The sequence below is a fragment of the Phormidium sp. CCY1219 genome, from assembly GCF_055795085.1.
This window is the reverse complement of sequence record NZ_JAYFEQ010000584.1, coordinates 37,249-56,070: the sequence shown is the minus strand read 5'-3', so window position 1 is coordinate 56,070 and position 18,822 is coordinate 37,249. Positions and strand designations below refer to the sequence as shown.

General features: G+C 51.2%; 13 protein-coding genes. 3 read left to right on the top strand and 10 right to left on the bottom strand.

Going from position 1 to position 18,822, the window contains the following annotated elements; genetic code table 11:
* Nucleotides 1–78: 78 nt before the first annotated feature.
* Entirely contained in the window at nucleotides 79–315 is a 237-nt protein-coding gene (locus AC0QH1_RS16525; protein WP_324632316.1) for a hypothetical protein, read from the top strand.
* 39 nt (nucleotides 316–354) lie between these two features.
* Here the strand turns inward: AC0QH1_RS16525 and AC0QH1_RS16520 are convergent, their stop codons facing one another.
* The 8 genes from AC0QH1_RS16520 to AC0QH1_RS16485 form a co-directional block, all read right to left on the bottom strand.
* The gene (locus tag AC0QH1_RS16520; RefSeq protein WP_324632315.1) at nucleotides 355–729 is read right to left on the bottom strand and encodes a hypothetical protein; all 375 of its coding nucleotides are present in this window, start codon (nucleotides 727–729) and stop codon (nucleotides 355–357) included.
* A 280-nt stretch (nucleotides 730–1,009) separates the two neighbouring features.
* Nucleotides 1,010–2,248, bottom strand: coding sequence for a hybrid sensor histidine kinase/response regulator (locus AC0QH1_RS16515; RefSeq protein WP_324632314.1), 1,239 nt, complete (start codon nucleotides 2,246–2,248; stop codon nucleotides 1,010–1,012).
* Nucleotides 2,245–7,461: a PAS domain S-box protein gene (locus tag AC0QH1_RS16510; RefSeq protein ID WP_324632313.1), complete on the bottom strand. Its 5,217-nt coding sequence runs from the start codon at nucleotides 7,459–7,461 to the stop codon at nucleotides 2,245–2,247. Before AC0QH1_RS16510 ends, AC0QH1_RS16515 begins: the two co-directional genes overlap by 4 nt.
* Complete coding sequence (locus AC0QH1_RS16505) at nucleotides 7,404–7,874, bottom strand: response regulator (RefSeq protein WP_324632312.1); 471 nt, start codon at nucleotides 7,872–7,874, stop codon at nucleotides 7,404–7,406. The genes AC0QH1_RS16510 and AC0QH1_RS16505 overlap by 58 nt, the downstream gene beginning before the upstream one ends.
* 6 nt (nucleotides 7,875–7,880) lie before the next feature.
* Entirely contained in the window at nucleotides 7,881–10,178 is a 2,298-nt protein-coding gene (locus tag AC0QH1_RS16500) for an ATP-binding protein (RefSeq protein ID WP_324632311.1), read from the bottom strand.
* Between the two features lie 361 nt (nucleotides 10,179–10,539).
* On the bottom strand, nucleotides 10,540–11,163 hold the full coding sequence (locus AC0QH1_RS16495) for a YdcF family protein (protein WP_324632309.1): 624 nt from the start codon (nucleotides 11,161–11,163) through the stop codon (nucleotides 10,540–10,542).
* Between the two features lie 207 nt (nucleotides 11,164–11,370).
* Nucleotides 11,371–12,024 carry a DNA endonuclease gene (locus AC0QH1_RS16490; protein WP_324632308.1) on the bottom strand — a complete coding sequence of 218 codons (654 nt, stop codon included), beginning with the start codon at nucleotides 12,022–12,024 and terminating at the stop codon, nucleotides 11,371–11,373.
* 338 nt (nucleotides 12,025–12,362) lie between these two features.
* The gene (locus AC0QH1_RS16485; protein WP_324632307.1) at nucleotides 12,363–12,575 is read right to left on the bottom strand and encodes a hypothetical protein; all 213 of its coding nucleotides are present in this window, start codon (nucleotides 12,573–12,575) and stop codon (nucleotides 12,363–12,365) included.
* Between the two features lie 83 nt (nucleotides 12,576–12,658).
* On the opposite strand from AC0QH1_RS16485, the gene AC0QH1_RS16480 reads away from it, so the two are divergent.
* Both AC0QH1_RS16480 and AC0QH1_RS16475 read left to right on the top strand, forming a co-directional pair.
* Nucleotides 12,659–12,895 (top strand): hypothetical protein, encoded by a 237-nt coding sequence (locus AC0QH1_RS16480; RefSeq protein WP_324632306.1) that lies wholly within the window; start codon nucleotides 12,659–12,661, stop codon nucleotides 12,893–12,895.
* 460 nt (nucleotides 12,896–13,355) lie between these two features.
* Complete coding sequence (locus AC0QH1_RS16475) at nucleotides 13,356–14,294, top strand: ParA family protein (protein ID WP_324632304.1); 939 nt, start codon at nucleotides 13,356–13,358, stop codon at nucleotides 14,292–14,294.
* 101 nt (nucleotides 14,295–14,395) lie between these two features.
* Here the strand turns inward: AC0QH1_RS16475 and AC0QH1_RS16470 are convergent, their stop codons facing one another.
* Together AC0QH1_RS16470 and ileS are read right to left on the bottom strand one after the other, a co-directional pair.
* A complete protein-coding gene (locus tag AC0QH1_RS16470; protein WP_324632303.1) occupies nucleotides 14,396–15,166 on the bottom strand; it encodes an ADP-ribosylglycohydrolase family protein in 771 nt (256 codons plus the stop codon).
* Between the two features lie 248 nt (nucleotides 15,167–15,414).
* Entirely contained in the window at nucleotides 15,415–18,774 is a 3,360-nt protein-coding gene (ileS, locus tag AC0QH1_RS16465; RefSeq protein ID WP_324632302.1) for an isoleucine--tRNA ligase, read from the bottom strand.
* Nucleotides 18,775–18,822 lie beyond the last annotated feature (48 nt).

Here is an 18,822-nt window from a genome sequence, read left to right as displayed (position 1 = left end):
CTCGGGGGAAGCGGGAGGAGGTGGGAATTTTTCTGTGTTAAAATGCCTGAAAACTCTACGTGAATTGAGGAGACAAACATGGTGCAAGAGGTCAGACGAAACGAACCGCAATATAGCTGCATTGTTCCCATTGAAAGCCTCACGGGTAATCAAAATGAAGAAATTATGACCTTTGGGGTTTCTGCTGCAGCAGCAACCGAGGAAGCTGAGCGATTATTATCGTCTCAATATGGATGTGCTGCAGAGCAAATTGCACAATTACTCGATCGCGCCACAGTGGAACCTTTAGGCCATTGGTGTGCTACCGATCGCTAGTCATCGGTCATTGGTCATCGACCAATGACCCCACTCACCTTATTCTTCGATCGCCTCTAAACCACAAGCTTCCGCTACCTGTTGCGCCAAACTGCGATAGCGTCGCGGTTCGGATGTGGTTTTGGCATTCAGTTCAAATGCTTCCACCACTCGTTCGATGAGTTCGGAACGCCATTGGGCTTCGATTTCATAATCTGATGCCAAACTTCCTTCCGATAATGCTGCCATTAACTTATCTAATATCTCATATTGCCCGATTAACCTGGCAGCTTTTGCCACTTCCCCGGCGTCCACATCGAGTCCATCCAATTCTCGCAGGATGCGATACCATTCCGACTCGATAATTTGCCCGAGCACGATCGCCCGATTGGCATTGCGTTGCGTGGATAGGGCTTGAAATTCGCGATCGCTCACGTTCGTTGCCTCCTGTTGTTAGTTTTGTACCCTGTTTTCTCCCCCATGTCAACAGCATTGGGGGTTAAAAAAAAATCGATCGCTTCTCGCCCAATTCTCTGATTCCCATTTTATCGACTTACTTTATCCTTCAGACATCAGAACGCAGCACTTCCCTCCCCCTCCAAACCACAATCCTTTATCGGACTTAACCTATCCCAAAACCCCAATAACAATTGACCAATAACAATTGACCAATAACAATTGACCAATAACAATTGACCAATGACCAATGACCAATTTAACTCACCGGCAAGCAGACGGTGAAAGTCGTTCCCACCCCCAGTTGACTGTCCACAGAAATTTTTCCTCCATGTAACTCCACGCATTTTTGCACGATTGACAGTCCCAAACCGGTGCCCTGAATCGTGGCCACATTACTGGCGCGACTGAAAGACTGAAACAACTTTTCTTGGTCTTCTGGAGGAATGCCGATGCCTTCATCTCGGACTTGGAAAACCACCTGTTCGGGGTCGCGAGAGAGGTGCAATTCCACCACACCCCCTTCGGGAGAATATTTAATTGCATTCGACAGCAAGTTCGTCAGAATTTGCCGCAGGAGTTTGGCATCGAATTGGGCATTGACCTCTCCTGCATCCGGCATAAACTTGACTTGATATTTCTCGCGATTCGGTTGTTGAATTTCTTCGACAATTTCGCTACAGAACTTCTCCAAGTTCAAATCCACCGGATAAAAGTCGAGCTTTTCCGATTCAGCGCGATTGATAAACAGCACCTCTTCCACTAAGTTGGTCATGTGCTTGATGGCGCTTTGAATCCGATTAAAATGCTTGAGCTGCTTTTGTTCGTCCCATTTATGGCGATAGGCTTCTAGCAGTTCGGCGGAAGAAGCAATGGTAGTTAAAGGGGTGCGATACTCGTGGGAAATCGTGGTAATAATTCGCGTTTTCATATCGCTGAGTTCTTTTTCTTGGGCGAGTGCGTCGCGCAACTGCACCTCTAACTGGAGTAACGCCGCATTTTTGCGTTTGAGTTCTGCAGTGCGCGCTTCTACCTTAGCTTCCAAATCGCGATTGAGGGATTCTAATTGTTCCTTTTGCTCCTCAGTTTGCTGCTGTAGTTGTCGCAGGTTCAAGTGATTTTCCACCCGGGCGAGAACTTCGGGAAATTGAAAGGGTTTGGTGATATAGTCTACTCCGCCCACTTCAAAGGCTTTCACTTTATCAAATGCATCATCTAACGCGCTGAGAAAAATCACCGGCACGGGGTTAGTGCGCGGGTCGGATTTGAGCTGCTGGCAGACTTCATAGCCATTCATTTCTGGCATCATAATGTCGAGCAAAATCAGGTCGGGCGGTTCGGCAAATGCGGCATTTAATGCCAGTTGGCCGTTAATCGCCCGTCGGACTTTGTAACCGCGATCGCCCAACAGGGCAGAAAGCAACCGCAGGTTATCCGGTTTGTCATCGACGACTAAAATATTGGCAGTTACGGAGTTAGATTCTAGGTTGCCATTCATGGTGTTTCCGGTTGAGTTAATTCAATAATTTTATCCAGACGAAAATTGTTGGCTAAATCTGCTAAAGCGGCGGCTAAAGCAGACTGGGATTCGGGAATTTCTTCGAGCAATTCCAAAATGCGATCTTCATCGACGCGAAACGCGGCGTCGTAAACCCGAGCGATCCATTCCTCGGGCATGAGCGCGATCGCCTCCCGGTTTAAGTCTACAGGCATCGCCTGGGACTCGGATAACGCCGATAAATCCTCCTCCTCATAGATATACCGCACGCCGAGATGTTCTGCCATCTTTTCAAACAAATCCGCTTCTCGGAATGGCTTTCGCAGAAAGTCATCGCAGCCGGCAGACAAAATCAGTGCCCGTTCTTCTTCAAACGCGCTGGCGGTTAAGGCGACGATGGTGGTTGCCTGACCTTTGGTGCTGGCTTTAATGGCTTGAGTGGCTTGATAGCCGTTCATCACGGGCATCCGCATATCCATCCAAATCAAATGGGGGGACCACCTGTCCCAAATTGCGATCGCTTCTTGACCATTTGCCGCATCGCGTACCTGGAAGCCCACCGACTGCAATAACTTTACCAGCAATTCGCGACTTTCGGGGTTATCTTCCACCACTAAAATGCGATACCCCCTGCTTTCCGGGGCCAGGGCTGTCACTCGCTTGGGGGGAGTTTTCCCGAGGATATCCCCCCCGCAAACTTGCTCAACCGAGATATCAAAGGTAAAGGTACTGCCCGCTCCCAGGGTACTCCTCACCTGAATTTCTCCTCCCATTAATGCCACAAATTCGTGGCTGATGGGCAACCCCAATCCGGTACCTTCTTGAGATTGGCGACCGCTTTCAGTTTGCACGAATTGCTCGAACAAACTGTTAATCTCTGCCGGGGCAATTCCCGGACCGGTATCGGAGATTTCAAACCGCAACCGATACTGGGAAGGCGATGAAAAACCCGAGTGATTTTGCGAACCCACAGTGGCAGAAGTCGGTTCCAAATCTGCAGTTTCCCTCGGCCATTCTACCACGCCGACTCGCAGGCTAACGCCGCCGCTTTCGGTAAATTTAATCCCGTTGCTCAGCAGATTAATCAGCACTTGGCGCAGTTTGCTTTCGTCGGTTTTCACGTATTGCGGGACCTCGGGAGCGCGATCGCAAATCAATTGCAATCCTTTCCCAGCGGCTTTGATTTTCAGCATATCTTCAATCGAGTCGAGCAGATGATGCAAATCAAAGTTAGTTTCGTTGAGCGTCACTCGTCCTGCCTCAATTTTTGACATATTCAACACGTCATTAATTAAGGAGAGCAAATGTTCGCCGCTGCGATTGATAATTTTTAGGGTTTCGTCCTGTTCTGCGGACAGGGTAGCGTCGCGCAGCAGGATTTGCGTAAAGCCGAGAATGGCATTGAGCGGGGTTCGCAATTCGTGGCTCATATTGGCCAAAAATTGGCTTTTCGCTTGGTTGGCGACTTCGGCTTGTTGGCGGGCTTTTTCTAGGGCAGCATTTTGCTGGGCAAGTTCTTGGCTAAATTGTTTTTCTTGTTCTAAAAGTTTGGCTTGAGCGATCGCAATTCCCAGGCGATCGGCTACTGCTTCGAGCAGTTCGATTTCATCCACCGTCCAGTGGCGAAATTCTCCGCACTGTTGCAAGGCGATCGCGCCATTGGGCTGATTTTTGTATGAAGTTCGCACCGCTAGTATGGAGTGCAAACCTACCTTTTGGCAAATCGGTTCCATTGCTTTTAACAGCGGATCGGCATACACATTATCGGAGGCGATCGCTGCATCCTGGGCTAACAGTTTTTCTGCATGAACGTTTCCTTCCACGGGAACGACAAAATCCCTCGTGGAATCCCATCCCGGCGCTAAATATTCTGCTACTACTGGCAGGATTGGGTGAGGATGTTCTTGATACCAGTGAATGTGACAGCGACTTGCATTAAACGCTTCGCCAAGTTGTTTGGCTGCGGTGGTAAAAACATGCTGTATATCCAAACTGGAGCGAATTTTGCGGCTAATTTTCTCCAGCAGCAACACTCGTTTCATCTGATTTTCGAGGGCGGTTTTGGCGTGGCTGCGGTCTAGTTCGTTATTGACCCACTGTGCCATTAATTTTAACAGTTGGATATCTCGCCGGGACGGCGGGGGTTTGTCTTCCAGGCTGAAAAAGCTCAAAATCGCCCGTTCTTCACCAGCGACCCTCGCCCTGGCATTCATGTCCCCTTTGATTTTAATTGTTGTGGTGGGTGGATTGTCAGGGGTTGTGCTATCGGAGAGAACGGCATCAGACTGGATTTCTATGGCAGTGGCGGGCACTGTGAGAAGGGTTTCGCCATCCAAATCCGCTGCGACTTGAAACCGGGTTCCGGCTTGCAGGGGCAAGGGAAAGTCCTGACTTGCTTGCACGGCGATCGCCTCGTAACTGTCTCCCTGGATGCGGGCTAACATGCCAATTTCGCGCTCGAAGTGCCGCCGTCCCATCGCCAACAGTCGTTGCAGGCGCTGCTCGAAAGTGAGGGAGCTAGAGGAAGCGACTTTATACAAAGAGCGCAGGGCGAGTTCCCCCTCTTGCAGTTCTTTTTCGGCGGCTTTGCGATCGCTGATGTCGGCGATCGTGCCGAAATAGCCCGTTACCACCCCGGCACCATCGCGCTGGGGCACCGCAGAGGCCACTACCCACACAATTGTCCCGCTCGGTCTCGCTAAGCGATATTCTGTGGCAAATTCCCCGCTGATGGCGAAGGTGGCGAACCACTCAGCCATGACGCGATCGCGATCGTCCGGATGCAGGATCTTCTCCCACTCCCGCCCCATCACTGCTGCGGCGGAAACTCCCATCATATCCACCAACCGGGAATTGACAAACACGCATTCGCCTTCGGCGTTGGTTTGAAAAATCCCCACCGGCACTTGATTCACCAACAAGCGAAATCGTTCTTCGCTGCGGCGCAATGCCTCTTCGGCTTGTTTGGCTTCGGTAATATCTGTGGACAACCCGCAAATGCCATAGGGAATGCCGCGATCGTTGTAGAGTACCGACTTCACGGACATATACGTATGAATCCTGCCATCGGCATGGGAAGCCTGTTCTTCAAATCGCAAGGGTTTGCGCGCTTGCAATACTTTGCCGTCATTGTCTCGAAATGCATTGGCGATTTCCCGGGAAAAAAGCTCGTAATCGGTTTTCCCAATTACCTCGGCTTCGCGCTTCTCACACAGGTTCAAAAACTCTCGATTTACCTTCAAAAATCGCCCGTCCATATCTTTAAGATACACTACGGCAGTGGAATTATCTAGAATCGCCTGTAGTTGTCTTTCGCTTTCGCGCAGGGCACTTTCGGCCTGTTGGCGCTCGGTTATATCCCGACCTTCCGGAATTAATAATACCAATTTACCCGACTCATCTTTTATCGGTTTTAGGGAAAAATCCAGGGCGATTATTTTATCGTTTTTTCCGATGACATCCACTTCATAATTGACCGTTTCTCCCCGAGCCGCTCGGGCGATCGCCGCTTTTAATTGCGCTTGGGTTTCTGGGTTAATTTGCCACCATCGGGTTGTCCAAAATGGCCGACCCACTACATCGGACAGGGCAATCCCGGCAAAGTCTAAAGCGGTTTGGTTGGCTTCGATTACCGTACCATCCGGGTGCAGCAATCCCACAAATTGAAAGGATTGATTGAAAATTCCGCGAAATTTTCGCTCGCTCTCGCGGATTTTCGCTTCCAGTCGTAGGCGATTTGTGATATCCTGAGCTTGGCATAAAATCGAAATTAAATTCCCTTGCGGGTCGAACAAAGCAGAGACGTACCACTCGCAATGAATCACTTCTCCGGTTTTTTTGCGATTGCGGTGGTGGTGAACCAGTCGGGGGATTTCTCGATTGAGTAGTGTGGCTATATTGGTATTGACCTGTTCTACATCTTCTGGGTAAATCAGGGGAATGTCCCAGGGGGTTTTGCCCACCACTTCAGCAGCACTCCAACCAAACATCAGTTCTGCTTGTTCCGACCATCGCTCGATTCTACCGTCCCGATCCAATTCGATAACCGCCAGGGGAGAATTTTCTATATGAAAGCGGAGGTTTTCGGTGGCGCGTTGCAATTGCTGGGTGCGCTCTTCCACGCGATTTTCTAACGCTTCGTTGACCTGGAAAAGGTCCTGTTGCGCCTGTCGCAATTGGGTTTCGGTTTGCTGGCGCTGGGCGATTTCGGTTTGCGATCGCTCGAACAGTTCCCCTTGTTGAATGGCGATCGCAATTTGCACCGCCAATTCATCGAGCAAGTCCAATTCTTCCGCTTCCCACTGGCGAAAGTCTCGACATTGATGGGCAATTAGCAATCCCCAAAGCTGTGGGGTGGATGCAGTGACATCGGCAAGAATTAAAATCGGCACTACCAGATTGGCTTTGATTTGAAATCGTTCGAGCAATTCAATGTGGCACTCGGTCAATCCCGCCTCGTAAATGTTAGAAATGGCCTGCTTTTTTCCCTGGCGATAAGACGCTCCCGCTCCAGTTTGAAAGCAAGTGTCTTTAATTTGGCAATGGATTGCTGAGGAATAGCCCGCCTCCACGGATTCGGCAACGATGGTGCCGCTCAGATCGGGGTTAAACTGATAAACCACCACCCGATCGCAGGCTAAAATGTCCCGCACTTCGGTGACGCTATTTTGCAGAATTTCGTTAAGATTCAATGAGGAGCGAATCCGCAGGGCGATCGCGCCGATTAACCGCAGTTTTTCTTGCTGTTTTTGCAGTAGTCGCTTCAGGCGCGTGCGATCGACGGCACCGTGAATGGCCCGCCGCAAATTCTCCGGCGTGAGGGTTCCTTTCACTAAATAATCTTGGGCACCGCTTTTCATCACCTGCACGGCGATCGCTTCATCTCCTTGCCCGGTTAGCATCACCACCGGCAGTTCCCTTTCGCCGGTTTGCGCTTTTAATTCTTCGATGACTTCCACCCCATCGATATCCGGTAACCTGAAGTCCAGGACAATCCCATCGGGCATCTGTGCGGCGCATAATTCTAGCGCCTCTTCCCCCAACTCGCACTCTAAAATGCGATAATTATATCGGTCATCTCTGAGCAAATACCGTCGATACATTTCCCGGTCTTCGGGAGAATCATCCACAAGCAAAATGCTGCGCGTCGCCTCGGTCATTTCTGCACCCCATTTGGTAAAATTGCCGTTTTCAACCAGTAATCCATCAAACACTGAATCGATTGTTTTAATGCCTGGGTGCCGATGGGTTTGAGCATATAACTATTCGCCCCATATCTGTAGCAAGTTTCGATATCTTTCGGACTCGAAGAAGTGGTCAGCACTACCATCGGAATAGTTTTCAGTTCCTCATGTTGCTTGACTTCCTCAATCACCTCTCGTCCATCGATTCCGGGCAAATTCAAGTCGATTAGCACTAACGCCGGACGGGGAGCGTTGGCCTGATTTTCGTATTCTCCTTCATGGTAGAGAAAATCTAACGCTTCATCCCCATCGCTGGTTCGATAAATCTCCCCGGTAAATCCGCAACTGTTGAGGACCCGGGTTAAAGCCGTAAAATCTTCGTCGCTGTCTTCTACGACCAGCAGGGGGGCGCTGAGATTGCGATCGCCATTCAACTCTACCATTGTTCGTTACTGGGCTAGGGTGAAATAAAAGGTACTGCCTTTTCCGTATGTCGATTCTACCCAGATTTTGCCCCCGTGACGTTCGATAATTTTTTTAACAATTGTTAAGCCAGCTCCCGTGCCCCCGCCGTATTTGCTCGGGGCGTGCAGGCGCTTGAACAAGCGAAACACGCTGTCAATATGCCGTTCGCGAATCCCAATCCCGTTGTCTCGGACGTAAAACCCGATGGCACTTTCCTCGGTATCCCACTGCGCCCCGGCGTCTTCACGATCGCCCCCGGGGGGATTTTCTTCCCGGACAAACCACCCCACTTCGACTCGTTTTTCGCCATTTTTGTTGTATTTAAGTGCATTGCCAATCAGGTTACTCAATACTTCTTCAATTAAGACGCGATCGCAGCAAATTTTGGGCAACGGACGGGGAATGCACAGCTCTACCTGGGTCTCGGGTTTGCTAATCCTCAAGACTTCTGCCACATTCTCTACTACTTTATTCAAATCGGTTTGCTCCATCGAGAGTTCTTCGCGTCCCAACCGAGAAAAATGCAGCAGGGCGTTAATCAAATCTTCCATGCGCGCGGTCAACCGCACCAAGGTTTCTAATTTAGTCACCCCTTCTTCGTCCAGCACTGGGGCATAATCTTCTAGCAAGAAATTAGAATAGTTATGAATCCCGCGCAGGGGTTCTTTTAAATCGTGGGAGGCAATGTAAGCAAAGGCATCTAGCTCGTTGTTGCTCCGCTCTAATTCTAAATTTATCATCGCCAGTTCTTCGGCTTTTCGCAGCACGATTCCCACAATAGCACTTCGCAGTTCTACGGCTCCTTCGATTTCGCACGGTTGCCAGGGTAAGGAATGCGATCGCACGGTTTCTTGCCATCTTTCAAAGGATTGGCGCGGCGATAAGGTGAGGCTCCCATCGGCTTCAATTTTGCCGTTTTTTACTGGATTCCCCGCCCAATTCACATTTTTTAGCACTTCCGGGCGAAACCACACTACGTAGTTTTTTTGAAGTTTGGAAATCCACAGCACTAGCACGCCACTGGCGATTTCTTTATACCTTTCCGCTTCCGGATACAGGGTCGGTAAGGCGTTGGTGCAAAAAATATCGTTCTCGATTTGCGGTTTCACCCATTCGATTAATTCTTGAATTTCGCTTTCCTGTGGCGTTTTCCCCACTAAGGTTAAGGTTCCTTCCACGCACAGGGCGGCTCCCTGCGCTCCCACTAAGCTCAGTAAGGCGTTTCTATCTGCGACTAAGCCAGTTCCTAAGTTGTCCGCTTGAGAAATCTTTTCGATAAACCGCGATTGAATGGACTTTAATTTCATTTGATAGTCCAATCCTTCCCGTTGTTCTTTTTCGGGAATTTCTATTGCCATGACTTGCCCTAAAAATTCGCAGACGGTGCGAATTTCATAAGGGACTATTTTGGGGGTTTGATGATGACAGGCAATCAATCCCCACAGGGTTTTGTTTTTTAGCAAGGAAATGGACATGGAAGCGGCAACGCCCATGTTTTTCAGGTATTCTATATGGATGGGGGAAACGCTTCTCAATCCGGATAAGCTCAGATCCAGCGGTTCGGATGCCACTGCAGCAGATGAGAGCAGTTCCCCGGGCTGATAGTTGACATCGGGGATTAATCGCAGTAAACTCAGTTCGTAGAGTCTGCGCGCGGGTTCGGGAATGTCTGTGGCGGGATAGTGCAAGCCGAGAAAACTGGGTAAATCTTCTTCCTTGTCTTCGGCAATCACGGTTCCGGATTTGTCGGCATCGAATCGATACACCATGACCCGATCGAATCCGGCAATCTGGCGGATTTCTTCGGCGATCGCTTGGCACAATTCTGACAAGTTCGCCGCTTTTTGGATTTGCACGATCGGCCCTCGCGTCATCTGATAAAATTGGAAAAAGTCGCGCTGGGTTTCTCCCGCGATCGGCTCGAGTTCCAGTATGCAATTCCCCGCCCACCGATGCACGATTCCGTTAAAGGTTTGCGGTTTGGGCGCGTTTAAATGGATTTTTAGGGGATTGACATGGGAAAAGTCATGGGACAAGCATCGTTTGATGGTTTCGGCACACTCGTTTCCCAGAACCTCTGCTAAGGTGCGATCGAGCCATTCTTCCGCTGGAATCCCGAGTAGGTCTTCCGTGTTTTTGCTGAGTCTTTGAATCTGCAATTCTGGTTCGGAAAAGACCAATAGCACCCCATGCGGTTGAATGGCACCGGGAATGTGGATCGCTTCGCGATCGCAGTTGGTCAAGTTAACGCGGTTTGCCGTAACGAGGTTGGGGTCAATCATGGTAGGTTAAAGCTATGGGAGACCACGCAGAATTGGCCTTTTAATTCCAACAAATGGTGCCTCAAAGTTCAATAAAAGTTAATTTTATTATAGGCGTTTAAATCGCGATCGGCAATTTCTTGGCTGAGTTTTCAGCCATTTTGCTTAAACGGAGAGAAACAATTAAAATTTAAGGATTAATACGGTGGTTCGCCAAGGAACAATTGTGATATGATATGCCGCCCGCGTCTGGGTGGGTGACGCCGCGCTTCACTTGTGCGATAAATGCGGGATAGGATGGGCGGCGTCACCCACCCTACGGTGAGGAGAAGAATGAAGAATCAATCGCTCTGTCAATTCTCACTTGAAAATTGCTCGGGTCTCAATTCTCCTCTTCCGATTCTGGGAGTTTCGGTTGGCCAAAACTCGCGCCGGTATATCCGGTTGTCACCCATAAAATGGCGCGCGCCCCATCGCGAATTGCTTTTTGCAGGGGTTCGGGCGATCGCCCGGAGGTGACGGGCAATGCTTTGTAGGTAATCCCGCGACTCCCAAGCACGATTTCGGCGATCGCTCTGGCGCGGCGCATGTGGTCGTCTGAGGTAATCAAATACACCCGATCGATTCCTCGGGCTTTAAATTCATCCACTAAGGTGGTAAAATTCGTTACCGTGTCCACCGCCCGATAGTCCAGATGCAACCGATTCAAATCGATTCCCGCTTCGGCAAAAATCCATTCCGCATATTCCGGGTTGCTTCCTCCGGAAATCCAAATCTCGAGTTCTGGATGTCGTCGCGCAAACTCTGCTGCAAATTCTTCTCGTTCTACGGCACCCCCCAATACTAGCAATGCGTCGGGGTCGTCAAAATAAGCTCTGAGCTGCTTGTAGCCGATCCAGCCCACCGCCGCGAGTCCTAATAGCAACACGATCGCCGATCTGCTTTTCGATCCCCAGGTTCGCGATTTAGCCTCATGTCTTCGGTGCAGACCGATCTTCCAGACCATATCTCAAATTACCAACCGTTTATATTCTGGGCAGAGGAGCAACCTTCCCCCGGGGGCGATCGCGCGATAAAATCGGCGACCCACCCGGATAGTCGAGTTGTCGTTCTTAAGAGTAGCAGACTCGGGCGGGAGAAGAGAACGGGACTGGCCGGATTCGAACCGGCGACCTAGCGCTTCAGATTGGTGTGAGTTTCCTCACTTTCTGGACTATTCCTTCACCGTAGGCGGAGTTTGATGCCCGTAGGTGGTGGCCGTTCCGTTTGCGGAGGGGTTAATTTTGTAGAGCATCGGTTCCGGGACACAGGGGCGAATCAGCTCGAAAAATCGGCGCGATTCTTTGGTTCCCATTCGCAGACGGTAAGCGCGGGAGGCTTTACTGAGTCCCCACTGGATGCCCCAAACCTGAGAAAAGTAAGCGGCGATCGCCTCATTTTCCGATTTAGGCAGATAGGTATTCAGGTAAACCTCGAGGGCATGAATTTTCCCGTCTGTTTTTTTAAAGGACTTCGACCCCTCATCGAGGAACCAAATTGCGATTCCCTGCAAGGTTAACAGGTTCAGGAACTGCGGCGAGATGGTGGGTTGACCACCGCGATACAGTTTTTTCACCAAAACCCGGGTCAGGGGAATCAACTTCGGTTCCAGACGAAGCAGGGGGTAGCCCTGTTTTGTCCGGCGGCGTTGGAGTTTGACTGGCGATCGCGTGATTTGTTCGAGAAGCTGCTGTTTGAATAAAACATAGCTCTCTTGAGTGGAGGAATGTTGGATAAAGAAGTTATGATTTCTTCTTCGTCCCTTCCCCAAAAGCATGCCAGCCAGAACGCCACGTTGCTCTACTTTGGATGAGACATCGTAGTCCATCCTGCAATAGCTCCTGCAAACCAGTCTCTGCACCTTCCTGCACTAGCGTTCCCCGAGAAAGCCAGGGATTGTTAACCCCAACCGGGGGGACGAGGGCAGGCTTGGCTCAAGATTACCTTATCGGCGGGAGACAGAATTGAGAAAAACCGTCTCCGGGGACGTAGGCTTTCTTGAATTTGACCACATTCACGCTTGGAGTTTCCTCCAAGGTGCCCGATTCATCAGGAGGCGCTTGCTCTATCCAACTGAGCCACAGCCCCAAAGCTATCCTGATTTTAGCATACCCAGAAGCGACTCGCGAGCCGACCCCAGGGCGGGAATGAAATCCCGGGCCAAAGTCAGGGAAATTTGATAGACAGGGAAGAGGACTCCCGGGGGGGAACCCACCGGTGAGAGGATCCACCCGCGCCAATCGGGGCGATCGCAGGGGGTGCAGCCGGTGTGCGATCGCGAAACCGTTTGCATTCGGCGCGATCGAGATCACCCAAAGCGCCGCAAAACGTCACCTGAGAACCCGCCAAAGCCTCACAAGCCATTACGAGAATCATCACAGGAATCGGGAAATTCGGGTCACTGAGGAATTTGGCCACAGAAGCGATACTACGGCTATAAGCCAAGCAAAGGGGAAATCACCATGACTCGAATTCGCGAGCTAGTAGAACAAGCGCTGTCCCTCGGTTATTTGACCCGAGAAGCGGAAGAACAGCTCAGAGAATTGCTCAGCAGCCAATATGACCTCGAAGACCTGAATGCGTTTATGACCTTGCAACATGCGGCGATGTCGGGGAGGGTGAAGCAAGAATCCAGACTGCGAGGCGGCGATCGCCAGTCGGTGCAGAGGATGTCCAATGCTTCCCAGGGCCATCATTAAGCCCGAGGTGGGGGAAAGCCACCACAGTCCTCCCCGGGGGATAGGTGAGGGGTCACGCGATCGCTTCAGCATCGAACCGGGAAAATTTAGCCAGATTTAAGCCGTAAAGGTGCCAGTGGGATTGCCCGCTGGCGAGGGGGGTGGGTCGAACAGAGGAACCCTGGGGGAAGCCCCGAGGGTTTTCTATTTGGGTGAGCAGGAGCGATCGGGGGGAAAGAAAAGGGCGATCGAACAGATGTGTTAGGATAGTCGGAATTTTTCAGGCGATCGCGCCACCGGGAAGGGAGGTTTGCTACCCCCTGTAGGTATCCCACTGCGGGAGTCCCTCCGAACATTTCCGGATGAGGGAAAACACCCCAGACGAGGATCCCCCATTGCTGCTCCGTTATAGTTGTTATCGATATCGCATAATGGGGCGAAGTTAACCGCTCGTGCATCTAACTGGCTGAGGAGTGAAATTATGGCACATATCATTGCAACGGCTAACATGAAAGGGGGCGTGGGCAAAACCACCCTCACCGTGAACTTAGCGGCGTCTCTCGCTAAAGATTTTCACAAGCGGGTGTTAGTCGTGGATCTCGATACGCAAATCAGCGCCACCCTGAGTTTAGTGTCTCCTCACGACTTTTCTAAACTGCGGAAAGAAAAGCGCACCTTAAAATACCTAGTCAACGACTTTATCCAACCCCTTCCTCAAAATACCCTGCCGATTCAAGATATCATCAAACCCTACATTGGCAATCTCAAAGGGCTGGATTTATTGCCCGGAGACCTGGAACTGTACGATGAATTTATGGTTTCCGAAGTCCTGCACCGCAAGGCAATAAAACTGGGAAAAGACAACTTTCAAGAAGTCTGGAAAAAGCTAGAGCGCATCTTAGTCGAAGGCATTTTGCAGCCAATTGATAAAGACTATGATTTTATCATTCTCGATTGCGCCCCCGGTTACAATCTGTTAACCCGCAGTGCGTTAGTGGCCAGTGATTTCTACCTGCTGCCCGCGAAACCCGAACCCCTTTCCTTGATTGGCATCCAATTGCTCGAACGGCGCATCAATCAATTGCGAGAAAGTTATAAGGAAGAATATCCGATTAATTTAGAAATGCTGGGGATTGGTTTTACCATGTCTGCCAATTTATTAAACGGTAGATATTATCGGCAAGTAATGAAGCGGGTGTATGAGGATTTTGGCGAAAACCGCATTTTCAAAACCCGAATACCGATTGACGTGAATGTGTCCAAAGCCGTGGATAGTTTCCTGCCCGTATTGCTGACTCATCCCACCGCGCGCGGGTCAAAAGCATTTGCAGAATTCACCCAAGAAATGATGGAGAAACTCAATGTTATCCTGGATATGAAGCAGCAAAAGAACAAGTTAAATTTGGTGAATTTGGAGTGATAGGCGATCGCGCGATCGCGCAGATGATCCGCCTCGGGATGGGCGTTCCCAGCTCATGCTGGGAACGAAGGAACCGCGAATTAAAATAGCGGATTTTACCATCATCCGCCATAGTGATTTTGAAAGCTAAAAATCACCTGGCGCAGGGGGTCGTCCAGACGCTGCAACGTTTCCCGGGCAATGGGGTCTGGGACGCTGCCATAAAACGCCTGAGCGATGCCGCCAGTAATGCAGGCAATGGTATCGCTATCGCCGCCAATCGAAATTGCATTGCGAATCGCATCCTCGAAATCCGTGGATTCGAGAAATGCAATAATGGCTTGGGGGACCGAACCCTGACAGGAGACATCGAAGCGATAGGAGGGGCGAATTTCTGCCAAAGTTTGAGTTAAATTATAACCGAAATGTTGCTCGATGTAGGATTTAATTGCTGATTTTGTGCCGCCTTGTTTGGCGAGAAAAATAGCGGCGGCGGTGACTTGTGCGCCTTTGATGCCTTCTGGGTGATTGTGGGTGACTTCCGCGCTGGATTTGGCTTGTGTGAGGGTGGTATCCAGGTCATCGAAGGCATAGCCCACGGGACTGACGCGCATTGCGGAACCATTGCCCCAACTGTAATAGGGGGCGCAGGTATCGGACTGACCCCAGCGGGTAAAATTGCCACCATAACCGGCATAGGGATAGCGACGGTAGTAGGATTTGATGAGAGATCCGTAGTCGGCGTGGTGGAGGATGGCATCCGCAACCGCCACCGTGAGTACCGTGTCATCGGTGAACCGGCATTGTGGGGCAAACAGGGGGAATTGTTTGGTTTTGATATTGTGACCTTCGTAGATAGAACCGATGATGTCACCAGCGATCGCGCCAAGCATAGGGGTGATTTTCAGGTAAAGGAATGAGCGGGAACATTTTACCCCAAGATGGGGGGCACTTGGGGAAAAGGCGATCGCCCTTGCAGGTAGAAATCAATGTAGGGTGTGGGCAATGCGAACCTCTCCGCTCAATCTCATAGCGCCTCTAGGCGGATTTTGGGGGGAATTGCGCCTGTAGAGACCTTCATTGATGGCATTTCCCGTCCCTTGATTGGGAGTAAGGTGGGCAATAATGCCCACCCGAGGATTTAGAATTCACCGGCTAAAGCGGCGACGCAGCGTTCGCAGATGGTGGGGTCTTCGGGAGATTCGCCGATGTGGGTGGAGTAGTTCCAGCAGCGATCGCATTTTTCGCCCTCTGCTTTGACCACAGCAACCCCCAAGAAATCGGCTTCCGAACGATACTCCACCCCTTTCAAGGGTTCTGGACTATCCACCACCTCCACTTGGGAGGCGATAAACAGATAGCGCAGTTCGTCCACGCCATTCCCCCGAATCGCGGGCTGAATGTGCGGCACTTCTGGGGTGACGGGTTCGGTGAGTTTGGGGGAAGGTGGCGCGATCGCCTCCTGGTCCTCACCGGGTTTTGCCTCTCCGATGACATAGGTTTTCGCCGATGCCAACATTTCCCATAACTCTTGACGATTTGCCGCACGCCACAGATAGCGCTTGACAAACCAGGCACTATATGCTATACCTACCAGTTCCAGGATTCCGGGAAGCAGGGGAAGGTCATCGATCGCATCCACAATCGCCCCGAGGACGAGAACCGAGACAATCGCGGCGAACATCAATCCCACCGTCACCAAGGGACGCTTGTACCCGGAGAAAAACTCACTCAAATAGCGGGGAAACTCGGCTAAAAATGCCGTCACCTTTTGCAACACCTCCTGCCATTGCTGCGGCGTGTCCGGCGGCGCGGGTGGTTCGGGCGTCTCGTCGGCGATAGTCGGCGGGGGTGGGAGGAGACTGGCGCGAGAATCCGGATTCATCTGCACCAATTGCTCCCGCAGTTCCTCATCGGGAACGTAAAGCAGCACCTTCGCTTCCAACGACGAGCCGATCGCCTTATTCTGACGGGCTTTTTCCAGCACTTGGTTCACTTCGCCGCGAATTTGCCGCAATTTTTGCCAGTGTGACGCCAACTCGGGATTTTTCCAGCCGGCATCTACCTTCACCCAACCGGCTTCAAACACGGACCGAGAGGGCGTCGGATAGGGGAGATTTTGCCAGATATCTTCCGCCATGTGGCACAAGACCGGCGCGATCGCTTTAGCCAGATTTTCCACCGCGATCGCCAGCACCGTCTGACAGCTACGACGGCGGTAGGCATCTGCGCCGCTGATATACAAACGGTCTTTGGCGATATCCAAATAAAAATTCGACAAATCCACCACGCAGAAATTCTGCACTGTTTGGAAGAACCGGAAAAACTGATAGCTATTAAACGCCTCGGTGATTTCTCCAAACACCTCAGTCATCCGATGCAGCATATACTTATCTAACTCCGGCAATTCCGCATAAGGAACCGCATGTTTTTCCGGGTCGAAATCATGTAAATTCCCCAACAAAAACCGCGCCGTATTGCGGATTTTGCGATACACATCCGCCAACTGCTTGAGGATATTGTTCCCAATTGGCACGTCGGAGGAATAATCCACCGAAGACACCCACAGACGCAGCACGTCCGCACCATAAGGCGGCTCTTTTTTCTGATTGTTCCCGCCATTAATAATAGTATAAGGGTCTACCACATTCCCCAGGGATTTACTCATTTTCCGCCCGGTTTCATCCAGGGTAAACCCATGAGTCAGCACGGTTTTATAAGGAGCGAAACCGTTATTCGCCACGCTGGTGAGCAAACTGGATTGAAACCAGCCGCGATGTTGGTCCGAGCCTTCCAAATACATCTCTACCGGATAGTGCAATTCCGAGCGGCGATCGGCCACTGCAGCCCAAGAGGACCCGGAATCAAACCACACATCCATTGTATCCGTCCCTTTGCGGTAGGTTTTGCCATTCTGGCGATAAGATGCGGGCAATAATTCTTCCACCGGCAGTTCCCACCAGGCATCGGAGCCACGTTCGGCCACGATTTGCTGCACGTGAGCGATGGTTTCTTCATTCATCAGGGCTTCGCCGGTATCTTCTTCGTAAAATACCGGGATGGGAACGCCCCAACTGCGCTGACGGGAGATACACCAGTCCGATCGCTCTGCAACCATTGAGGTGATGCGGTTTTCCCCTTGGGGCGGAATCCACTGCACGTCGGCGATCGCCTTCATTACCGCTTCCCGGAAGCCATCCACCGAGGCGAACCACTGTTCCGTCGCCCGAAAAATGGTGGGTTTTTTGGTGCGCCAATCGTAAGGATACTTGTGAACGTATGGCTCTTCTTTCAGCAAGGAGTTCGCCTTTTGCAGGGCCTCAATCACCGCTGCATTGCCCTCGTCTAGGACGTTTAAGCCGGCAAATTCCCCCGCTTCTGCGGTGAAATTCCCCCGTTCGTCCACTGGGGCTAAAACCGACAATCCGTAGCGCTGACCCACTTGATAGTCTTCCAACCCGTGACCCGGTGCGGTGTGAACCAACCCGGTTCCGGATTCGGTGGTCACGTAGTCGCCGCCGATGACCACTTCGCTTTCGCGATCGAACAACGGATGCTTATAGGTGCAATGTTCCAACGCCTGACCGGAAATTTTGGTTTTGACGGTGAGTTCCGTACCTAATGTGGCGGACAAGCGCTCTACCAATTCGGCGGCGACGATCAGGAATTTACCGGATCCGACTTTGTAATCCGGTTCGGTTTCCACCACGGCATATTCCAGCTTCGGATTGACGCTGACGGCGAGGTTGCCCGGAATCGTCCAAGGAGTGGTGGTCCAGATGGCAACCCACAGTTGCTTCATGTAGGGTTCGAGTGCGGCGGCGGTTTCCGAGAGTTTCGTCACCCGGAATGCGGCATAAAGACTGCGAGAGGTGTGCCCTTCGGGATATTCCAGTTCTGCCTCGGCGAGGGCTGTCTGGGAACTGGGACTCCAGTGAACCGGTTTGCGTCCTCTATAAATGTAGCCTTTGAGTACCATCTGACCGAAGACGCCGATTTGTGCGGCTTCGTATTCGGGTTTGAGGGTGAGGTAGGGGTTGTCCCAGTCTCCCCAAACGCCGTAGCGTTGGAAGCCTTGTTTTTGTTCTTCTACGGTTTTTAGGGCAAAGTCTCTGGCTTTTTGCCGCAGTTTGAGGGGGGTGAGATTTTGCCGCTCTTTGGACTTCATCGCTTGCAGGACTTTCAGTTCGATGGGCAAACCATGACAGTCCCACCCGGGGACGTAGCGCACTTTTCGCCCTTGCAATAACTGGTATTTGTTGATGATGTCCTTGAGGATTTTATTCAAGGCGTGCCCCATGTGCAGGGCACCATTGGCGTAGGGGGGGCCGTCGTGCAACACGAAGGGTGCGCCCGGATTGTTTTCCGAGAGTTTTCGGTAAATTTGATGCTCTGCCCAAAATTCCTGGAGTTCTGGCTCGCGTTTGACGGCGTTTGCCCGCATTTGAAACCCGGTTTGGGGCAGGTTTACGGTATCTTTATAGCTTTTGGCTTCGGTCACGGTTCTATCCCAAATTCTATCTGATGGAACGGTTTGTCAATCATTATA

What these genes read in the sequence shown, in the direction of transcription:
- AC0QH1_RS16525 (WP_324632316.1), top strand. Translation starts at nt 79, where the DNA reads ATGGTGCAAGAGGTCAGACGAAACGAACCGCAATATAGCTGCATTGTT.
- AC0QH1_RS16515 (WP_324632314.1), bottom strand. Translation starts at nt 2,248, where the DNA reads ATGAATGGCAACCTAGAATCTAACTCCGTAACTGCCAATATTTTAGTC.
- AC0QH1_RS16505 (WP_324632312.1), bottom strand. Translation starts at nt 7,874, where the DNA reads ATGGTAGAGTTGAATGGCGATCGCAATCTCAGCGCCCCCCTGCTGGTC.
- AC0QH1_RS16500 (WP_324632311.1), bottom strand. Translation starts at nt 10,178, where the DNA reads ATGATTGACCCCAACCTCGTTACGGCAAACCGCGTTAACTTGACCAAC.
- AC0QH1_RS16495 (WP_324632309.1), bottom strand. Translation starts at nt 11,163, where the DNA reads ATGGTCTGGAAGATCGGTCTGCACCGAAGACATGAGGCTAAATCGCGA.
- AC0QH1_RS16490 (WP_324632308.1), bottom strand. Translation starts at nt 12,024, where the DNA reads ATGGACTACGATGTCTCATCCAAAGTAGAGCAACGTGGCGTTCTGGCT.
- AC0QH1_RS16480 (WP_324632306.1), top strand. Translation starts at nt 12,659, where the DNA reads ATGACTCGAATTCGCGAGCTAGTAGAACAAGCGCTGTCCCTCGGTTAT.
- AC0QH1_RS16475 (WP_324632304.1), top strand. Translation starts at nt 13,356, where the DNA reads ATGGCACATATCATTGCAACGGCTAACATGAAAGGGGGCGTGGGCAAA.
- AC0QH1_RS16470 (WP_324632303.1), bottom strand. Translation starts at nt 15,166, where the DNA reads ATGCTTGGCGCGATCGCTGGTGACATCATCGGTTCTATCTACGAAGGT.